Genomic DNA, 8,557 nt, shown 5'->3' with positions numbered 1-8,557 from the left:
GCTTGTTTTCTGGAAGCGGGCGGACGGAATCGAACCGACAACAGCAGTTTGGAAGCCAGCAGTTTTAAGTCGGCAAACGCTTGCTGCGTAAGGGTTTGCAGCATTCGTCTAGTCTTGCGGGCAAGTTGCGGACAGCAAGTCCTAAAGATTGGTTCTGGAAGACGAAGCAAACTGCCCAGAAGCGGTAGTAGGCTTCAGAAGCCAAGCGTTGTTGCTGGAGAGGAATCGAACAAATAGCTGGCCGCCTCCTTCGTCGTGACATACCTAGCCATACTGAACCTTGGCTACCCTAATCTTTCTTTCAGCGCAGCTCGACCTATTGCTGGCTAGGTCAACAAAACGCGCGGAATTCCCCACTGTATAGACGGTGGGAATGGACAGCGCCCCTAGATTGACTTTGGGTGTACCGGAGCACCGCCGCACGAAACAATACACCTAGAGTCAAGCTGTACTGCTATCATGCCTGTGTCTGCTTATGGTTTTGCGATAGAGAGGGACAGGAGGTCGGTGAGGGTTATGTTCGATGTTGCTACCAACCAGGGCTGGGAACCCGCCTCGTGAGTCTTGGATGCTTCAGCTCTACTATGGCTAGCGCCACGCTTTGCGAACGCAGACTCGGTACACAGGATGGACGCCGTCCCGCTGCCGCGAACGATGAAACAACTGGGGCAGGGGAAGAGACAAAAGCCTTGTCGTCAGGTAGGCGGGGGAACCCCACCCATGCACTGGGGTAGCTCATAACAGACACAGGCAGCAGCCTTCCCGCTAACGGTGCAGAGCCCCTACACTAGAGCTTGCGTGGAAGTGTTGTAATCAGTAGGGAAGATATTGCAGGAGAAAATTCCATGCTTCAAGAGAACGTTGAAATGAGCCCAATTCCGCCTAACTTACTGGACTATCAGAGAAGAGCTCTGGCCATGCGGGAGAGTTCATGCATTGACTTTCCAGCCCACGTCCATCTGGAAACGATGGCGCGCTGTAACGCTGCCTGCAACTTTTGTCCCTATTCTTCGCTAGAAAGAAAAGGGACAAAGATGGATGATGCTCTCATAGAGAAAATCGTCAACGACCTTAAAGACATTCCACGTCTTCATCGCTTTCAATTAAGTCCCTTTAAGGTCAACGAGCCATTTTTGGATGCGCGGATTTTTGATTTGCTTACGTACCTCCAGTCTGAGTTACCAAATGCCACCATTACCTTGACTACCAATGCTTCGCTCATCAACGAGCGGATTTTGGAACGATTGACCCAGTTCCCCAATCTTGGCTACTTGTGGGTTAGTTTTAACGATCATCGCCCGAACGAATATGAGGCAACAATGAGGTTGCCCTATAGACGAACCCGCGAAAGCCTGGACATGCTGCACAAAGCAAAAGCTGAAGGACGTTTGCCAATGCGCATTGTGCTGTCGCGTGTCGGTGACGGCACGGCAGTTGATAAAGATTTTGCTGTCTGGGTAAAGACAACTTATCCCTTGTTTGAAGTGAGCATTTTTCCACGCACGAACTGGCTTGGCCAGGTTGACATGCCCACTTCCGCGGTGCCGCCTGTAGCCTGCACCCGCTGGTTTGACGTATCGATCACAGCAACGGGTGTAGTAGCCCATTGTTGCGCCGATGGCCAGGCACGCTACCCCATAGGCAATGTTCGGGAGCAGCATGTCCTCGACATCTACAACAGCCCAAGCTATCGCCGACTGCGCACAACAGTGGACAACCGTCTGCTTGTCGAGCCCTGCCGCCGCTGCAATTTTCTCTGAGGGAGATTTATGGCTATCACCGCCATCGAATACATCCTATTTCGCCAAATGCGGGAGCAAAACGCCATTCCACTTGGAGGAGACTGTTTGGAACTTGGCGAAGCCAACTGGTATGGCGACGTGGCTGTCGAGCAGCTTGGCCAAGACATTTATCGCTTTGCCAAAGAGGAAGAACGTACTGCCCTCTTCCGTCAGCTCGATGAAATAACTCAAGCCAAGCGCCCCGGAATGCTGTTCGAGATTGCCAAGATCTTTTGGCGCACCTTCTGGCAGCCGCGCTCCATGACGGCGGTGGATCTTCATGGCACCGAGACAGCTCTCAAGCTAGACCTCAATTTCCCTATTGAGTTGCCCCAGCGTTATGATGCTGTTTTTAACCTTGGCACAGTCAAGCACATCTTCAACATTGCTCAGGTAATGAAAACCATACACGACTACACACTGCCTGGCGGCTTGATGATCCATGGCCTGCCCTTTACTGGCTGGTTCGACCATGGTTTTTACAACGTGCAACCGACTTTTTTCTGGGATCTAGCTCAGGCAAATGGTTATACGATAATGGCTTATCTCTACGTCGAATACAACCCACTGAAGTTTGTGCAGCTATGGAAACGCGAGGATATTCTCGAACTAGCCACCAAAAATCAGATTGGCCACAATGCCCTGCTTTACTGCGTGCTGCGCAAGTCCGCTGAAGATCAACCGTTTTACTTTCCAATTCAGGGCTACTATGCTGGCACTATCTCCCAAGAGGCAGCACAGGCTTGGAAAGCTCTACGATAAAAGGAGAGTGAACATGAAACAGCTCAGGGAGCAATTTGCAGAACTCGGCTACTGCCATATCCCCCAGTTTATTTCGCCCGCTTTGTTAAATGAATGGGCAGATGACCTGCACTGGCTGGTCGCCACCCAGCTTGAGCGGTTTGGCCTTTCAGCCAGTGAAGAAAGTGACCCTGTGCGTCGTTTGTCGCGCTCGCTCATAACTCTGTGGCGGGCCAAGCCGGAGGCACAGTCTTGGATTTATGAGGAGGTCAATCGTCGGCCTTGGATGTTTGAACTGGCAAGCAGCCGCTTGCTCACGAGTTGGGTTAGAGAGATACTGGGCAGCGAGCGCATCGCCATCCATCCACGCCTGAACATGATCATGAACATGCCCGGCCACGAATGGCATGTTGCCTACTGGCATCAGGATCGTTTCTACGGCCCACAGAATCACGTAGTGGCCTACATTCCGTTACAGAATACCGGCGCCTTTAATGGCGGGTTGGTGGTTGCACCTGGCGAGCACAAGCGGGGTCTGCTGCCCCACGCCTACGACGAGGCGCTGCGTGGAAAAAACAAGTGGATTACGCTTTTGCCAGAAGTCACCGCTTCCTTCAAGGAGCAGCGTCAGCTCGAACTAATGGCAGGTGACCTGATCCTCTTTGACGGGCTATTGCCGCATTCGGCCAACCTGAACCGCAGTGAAGACGTAAGGTTTGCGGTTACGCTGCGCTATACCGATTTGACCGATCCTTTCTTCATTGAACGAGGCTGGCGCTGGCAAGATTTGGCAGAAGAAGGACTGAAAGCACTTGCAACCAAGGAGAATGCCCCATGAGCAGCACTAACCATCCCTTGAGCGGCATGATCCGCGAGTCATCCCGTCAAAGCGAAGCCAATATCAGGTGTCTGGCAGAATTGGAGCGCTACTGGGCCGAGAGCCCCGGCAGCGCCAATATCAAACTGGAAAATTTTACCAAATACGTTACGCGGGAAAGCTTAACGAAATTCTTGGCACGCGCTGAGGTGTTCCAGAAGCAACTGCACGTTCACGGTTCAGTTGTGGAGATGGGGGTTGCCCGTGGCGCAAGCCTCATGACCTGGTATCACCTGAGCTCGATTTTCGAGCCAACCAATTATCTGCGTGAGATCATCGGCTTCGATACTTTCACGGGTTTTCCAGAATTGTCTGCAGCCGATCTGGCAGGTCATCAGGTTTCCGAACATACCCGTCCCGGTGGTTTTGCCGTCGAAAGCGGCATGGCCAACGATATTCTGCGTGCCGCGTCCATCCATGATTTGACCCGCTTTCTCGGACACCTACCAAAACTGAAGCTAGTCGAGGGCGATCTGCGTGTTACACTGCCTAAGTATCTTGAAGACAACCCCCATTTGGTTGTCTCTTTGCTGCATCTTGATGTCGACCTCTACGAGCCGACAAAACTGGCCCTGGAATTGCTCGTGCCGCGCATGCCCAAGGGAGCAGTGATCTTGTTCGACGAGCTCAACATGCGTCAGTTTCCAGGTGAGACGCTGGCGACGTTGGAGACGCTGGGCATCCGCAATCTCCGTCTGATCCGCTTCCCCTACGCGACGTGCATGTCATACGCCGTGCTTGAGTAAACTCCTCCACGGCTATAGCTTGCTTCCTTGAAGCGGTAGCCCTGCAACGGGCCTCTGGGCTGGTTTACAGCAGCTCCAGAGGGGGCAATCAGGTTGGCGGCGTTGGACTCCCCATCCCCTTCCCAAGGCCTTTCTTGGCCGCCTGGACGGGGGTGGGGGCTAGCTGACAGACTAGGGTCAGGGTTTGTTGCAGGGTAATAGTACGATAGCCTCAGTGCCGCGTTTTTCTCATGACTCCCCTTTACTCCGACTCCTGCCCGGCATGTGGCGAAGTGGCGGCTCACCCCTTTTTTGACGGAGGGATGGCACCGCTTGCCACCTTGGGCTGGCCGCGCACTGAACATGAGGCGCGGGCAATGCCCCGTTATCGGCTTGACTTTGTGCAGTGCATTGCCTGTGGCCATGTCTGGAATCGCGCCTTCTGCTATGAGGATGTTCCCTACCCCAGCCAGCCCAACCTCATGTTCAACGCTGGGATCCTGTGGAACCGGCACCTGGCACAACTGGCGGATGAGGCGTTGACCTACCTGCCCCAGAAGCCAACAGTGGTTGAGATTGGGTGCGGCTGTGGTCACTTTCTGCGCGCGTTGGCTGCTCGTCGGCAAGGACACTACATCGGATTTGATCCCCACCAACCAGACGACTTCCCCCGCGACTTCCAGTTTGAGGCGCGGCTTTTTGAGCCGGTTGAGGATCTGCTGCGCCTTCAGCCAGATCTGGTGGTGATGCGCCACGTGCTGGAGCACTTTAGCCAACCAGCAGCTTTCCTGCAGCAGTTGGCGTGGGCTGCGAGTCAATGTGAGAAGACTGTCCGCTTGCTCGTTGAAGTACCTTGTATCGACCGGGTCTTCTCTACAGGCCGATTGGTTGATTTTTACTACGAACACCCCCAGCAGTTCAGTACCGAGTCACTGCGCACCCTGTTACAACGCGTGGGTGCCATTGTGAGTTTGTGGCATGCCTACGATGGGGAAGTGGTGCTGGCCATCGTGGAGCTCCGGCTACCCCCCGACTGGGGGCTACGAGCAGAAGCAGCAGCCCAATTCCTGCAGCGCAGCCAAGCGGCCCGGCGCAGGATTGCGGCCCAGCTTCAGGAGCTTGCCTGCAGTGGCCTGCGGGTTGCCATATGGGGAGGTACAGGGAAAGGGGCAGCCTTCATGCACCACTTTGGGGTTAGGGCCGAGCAGTTTCCCTTGGTCGTCGATTCGGATCCCAACAAGGTCGGCACTCATGTGCCCGGGGTGGGTCAGAGAATTGTGAGCCGAGAGGAACTGGTCAAGCAACCGCCAGACGTGGTCATCATTCCGACGCAATGGCGCGCTGCCGACATTGTGACAGAGATGGCCAGCCTTGGGATAGCGCCAAAGCAGGTTCTCATCGAGCACCAAGGGCAGTTGGTTGACTACTGGCACGCGACCCATCCCTATGCCCTGCCGGAAGGGAAAAAGAGCACTTGAGGAGTTTCCCTGCAATGTCAGAGTTGGACGACCTGCTGCAGCAAGCCCTCAACCATCACCAGCAGGGGCGCCTGGACGAGGCGGAGCGGCTCTATCGAGCTGTCCTGCGGTCTGTCCCCCGCCACCCAGAGGCGCACCACAAGCTGGGGCAGCTTACCCGCCAGCGGGGGCAGCCCCGGGCGGCCCTGCACCATTTGGTAACCGCCGTCAGCGCCAATCCAACGGTTGGTCAGTATTGGCTGTCCCTGGTTGAGGCGCTGATGGAGTGTGGCGAATATGCGGAGGCCGAGCGGGTACTTGCCGATGGGCACACCCTCGGACTCCTGGAAGAGGCGGTGGTTGTCGAGTGGAGCGCGCGGCTGGCCGCTGCCAAGCTGGCAGGAGAGGCCCCCTCCTCCAGCCCGGTGCCAGCGACTCGAACCCTTAGCGAGGAGGAGGTCAGCGAGCTGCAGGCAGCAAGTGACGCCTACAACTGTGGCAACCTGGCCCTTGCCTTGCAAAAAGCCCAGGGGCTGCTGGCCAGCAACCCCAGCTCTGCCCTGGCCTGGGCCCTTGTTGCCAATGTGCGCTGGAAGCAGGGGGAGTATGCTGCAGCAGAAGAGGCGGCTCGCCGCGCTCTGGACCTTGAGCCTGCAGAGCGCAACACCCTGCTTGCCCTAGCGCTATCTCTGCAAGGGCAAGGGCGCTACGTGGAAAGCGAGGCGACCTATCGCCAGGCGCTCCTAGCCTATCCAGAGGATGCTGAGATATACAGCAATTTTTCAGCTCTATTGCAGCAGATGGGCAAATGGTCGGAAGCGCAAGCGGCTGCCCTGCGGGCCATCGAGCTCCAGCCGACTTATGCTGACGCCTGGGTCAACTACGGGAGTGCGCTGCTGGGGGGCGGCGAAAGAACGCGGGCCAAGAACGCCTACCAAGCAGCGCTGCAGTTCAATCCCCAACGGGTGGAAGCGCTGCTCTCTCTTGGGAGAATGGAGGTAGGAGAGCGCAACTTTTCCCAGGCCCTGGATTACTACGACAAAGCCTTGGCGCTTCGCCCCGACTTCCCTGAGGGCTTGCTGGGCAAGGCAGAAGTCTACCTCAATTTAGAGCTCTTTCAGGAAGCAGAGAGCTTTGCCCGTCTTGCCCTTCAAAAAGATCCCCACCACTTTGCTGCCTATCTGGGTCTAGCGCTTGCCTTGGCAGCTCAAGAAAGAGATGCAGAAGCAGAGGAAGTGCTGCAGGCCGCGCGCCAATGCAGGCCGCAACCCCCTAATGCTGCCGAGCAGATCCTTGCGGCGCAGATTCAGGGCTGGCTTTGGCTACCCTCCATCCTAGAGTCACAGGCCGCTATCGCCCACTGGCGGGCACGCTATCAGGAGGGTCTGCGGAGTTTGCTGGCCTTGCCGGGAACCCTGACAGACCCGACCCAACTCTTCAGACACTCCCTTTCCTTCGAGCTTCCCTACCACAACGCCGACGACCGGCCGCTCATGGAGATGCTCTGCCAGCTCTTTCGAGCCAAGGCGCCGCAGCTCAATTTTGAAGCGCCGCAGGTTGCCCGTTGGCACTTCCCTGCTGGTCGGCGCATCCGCGTTGGCTTTTGCTCAGAGTTTCTTGTCGCCCACACCATCGGCAAGCTCTACCAGGGCCTTTTGCGTCAGCTTGACCGCTCGCGTTTTGAAGTTATCCTCATCTACCCGCCGCAAGCCAATCGCGACCCGATGCGGGCTATGTTAGAGGCTGCTTGCGACCGAGTGGTGGTTCTCAGCGGCCCACTGCCCCAGTGGCAGGCGCAGGTTGCAGCCCTTGAACTGGACGCCCTCTTCTATCCCGACATCGGCATGTCGATGACCACCTACTTCCTGGCCTATGCGCGGCTTGCGCCGGTGCAGATGGTTAGCTACGGCCACCCGGATACCACTGGCCTCGATACAATCGATTACTTCCTGGGGGCCGATGCGCCAATGGAGCCAGAAGGGGCGGAAGCGTACTACAGCGAGCGCTTGGTGCGCTTTGCCCGCCTGCCCTTCTGCTACCAACTTTTCAGCTTGCCACGGCAAATTCCCCCACGCGCAGAACTAGGCCTGCCTGAGCGCGGCAGGCTCTACGGCTGCCCGCAATCGCTTTTTAAGCTTCACCCGGACTTCGACGCGGTGCTGGCAGCCATTGCTGAGGGCGATCCCGAGGGCCACATTGTCCTCATCGACGGCCGCGTCAAGACTTGGAAGGACCAGCTTAGGGCCCGCTGGGCAAAGAGCGCCCCCATCCTCAACGAACGGGTCTGCTTCGTGCCGCGCCAGCCCCTTGCTCGCTTCATGGCGCTGGTGGCTCATTGTGACGTTCTGCTGGATCCTGTCCATTTCGGCTCAGGCAACACTCTCTACGAGGCCATGGCCTACGGCAAACCCATTGTCACCTGGCCTGGGCGCTTTGCCCGTGGGCGTTTTGTGGCGGCAACCTATGAGCAGATGGGGATTGCCGAGATAGCGCCCATTGCCCCATCCCTCGACACCTATGCGGCCACAGCCCTTGCTTTTGGCCGCGACAAGGAGCGCTGTCTGGCTTTTGCCACCAAAGCCGTAGAAGCAGCCGAAGCGCACCTGTACAACGACCTGCAGGCCGTGCGTCAGTTCGAGACCTTTCTCCTGGCGGCGCTGGAAGCGGCTGCCCGTGGAGAGAAGCTGCCCAGCGGTTTTCGGGTGCCACCCCCCGACCCTGGGAGCTGAGATCCTCAGGGGGTGCGGAGTTGCTGCCTCTGCTCGTGGGCAGAAAACAAGCTCCCCCGTATCCTTACCGAACCACCACCCGCTGCAGCGCCCGTCGCCCTGCTGCCATGTCCAGCACCCCATCGACGTGCGGTAGCGCCGGCCCTGCTACGTTCAAGTCAGACGCAGCCAACCCTTGTCTTGAGTCACGTAGACAACTTCCTTTGGCTCTCTCCTTGCGATCATTTTGCGATCACTCTACGCACCC

General features: G+C 57.1%; 6 protein-coding genes. All 6 read left to right on the top strand.

Features of this window, described 5'->3' with window-relative positions:
- The first annotated feature begins 845 nt into the window (after positions 1-845).
- Positions 846-1,760 carry a radical SAM/SPASM domain-containing protein gene (locus NW852_RS08245; RefSeq protein ID WP_414426634.1) on the top strand — a complete coding sequence of 305 codons (915 nt, stop codon included), beginning with the start codon at positions 846-848 and terminating at the stop codon, positions 1,758-1,760.
- Between the two features lie 9 nt (positions 1,761-1,769).
- The gene (locus tag NW852_RS08240) at positions 1,770-2,543 is read left to right on the top strand and encodes a hypothetical protein (protein WP_414426633.1); all 774 of its coding nucleotides are present in this window, start codon (positions 1,770-1,772) and stop codon (positions 2,541-2,543) included.
- A gap of 13 nt (positions 2,544-2,556) precedes the next feature.
- Positions 2,557-3,360 carry a phytanoyl-CoA dioxygenase family protein gene (locus tag NW852_RS08235; RefSeq protein WP_414426635.1) on the top strand — a complete coding sequence of 268 codons (804 nt, stop codon included), beginning with the start codon at positions 2,557-2,559 and terminating at the stop codon, positions 3,358-3,360.
- Complete coding sequence (locus tag NW852_RS08230; RefSeq protein WP_414347530.1) at positions 3,357-4,145, top strand: TylF/MycF/NovP-related O-methyltransferase; 789 nt, start codon at positions 3,357-3,359, stop codon at positions 4,143-4,145. The genes NW852_RS08235 and NW852_RS08230 overlap by 4 nt, the downstream gene beginning before the upstream one ends.
- 230 nt (positions 4,146-4,375) lie before the next feature.
- Positions 4,376-5,602, top strand: a complete 1,227-nt coding sequence (locus NW852_RS08225; protein WP_414426632.1) for a class I SAM-dependent methyltransferase — start codon at positions 4,376-4,378, stop codon at positions 5,600-5,602.
- A gap of 14 nt (positions 5,603-5,616) precedes the next feature.
- On the top strand, positions 5,617-8,310 hold the full coding sequence (locus NW852_RS08220; RefSeq protein WP_414426631.1) for a tetratricopeptide repeat protein: 2,694 nt from the start codon (positions 5,617-5,619) through the stop codon (positions 8,308-8,310).
- Positions 8,311-8,557 lie beyond the last annotated feature (247 nt).

Source organism: Synechococcus sp. H60.1 (genome assembly GCF_047462335.1).
GTDB lineage: Bacteria > Cyanobacteriota > Cyanobacteriia > Thermostichales > Thermostichaceae > Thermostichus.
Note: the sequence above shows the minus strand (reverse complement) of the source record. Positions and strands in the feature narration are given on the sequence as shown.

Excerpts from the sequence above, each read along its gene's own strand:
- NW852_RS08245 (WP_414426634.1), top strand. The coding sequence starts at position 846 with ATGCTTCAAGAGAACGTTGAAATGAGCCCAATTCCGCCTAACTTACTG.
- NW852_RS08240 (WP_414426633.1), top strand. The coding sequence starts at position 1,770 with ATGGCTATCACCGCCATCGAATACATCCTATTTCGCCAAATGCGGGAG.
- NW852_RS08235 (WP_414426635.1), top strand. The coding sequence starts at position 2,557 with ATGAAACAGCTCAGGGAGCAATTTGCAGAACTCGGCTACTGCCATATC.
- NW852_RS08230 (WP_414347530.1), top strand. The coding sequence starts at position 3,357 with ATGAGCAGCACTAACCATCCCTTGAGCGGCATGATCCGCGAGTCATCC.
- NW852_RS08225 (WP_414426632.1), top strand. The coding sequence starts at position 4,376 with ATGACTCCCCTTTACTCCGACTCCTGCCCGGCATGTGGCGAAGTGGCG.
- NW852_RS08220 (WP_414426631.1), top strand. The coding sequence starts at position 5,617 with ATGTCAGAGTTGGACGACCTGCTGCAGCAAGCCCTCAACCATCACCAG.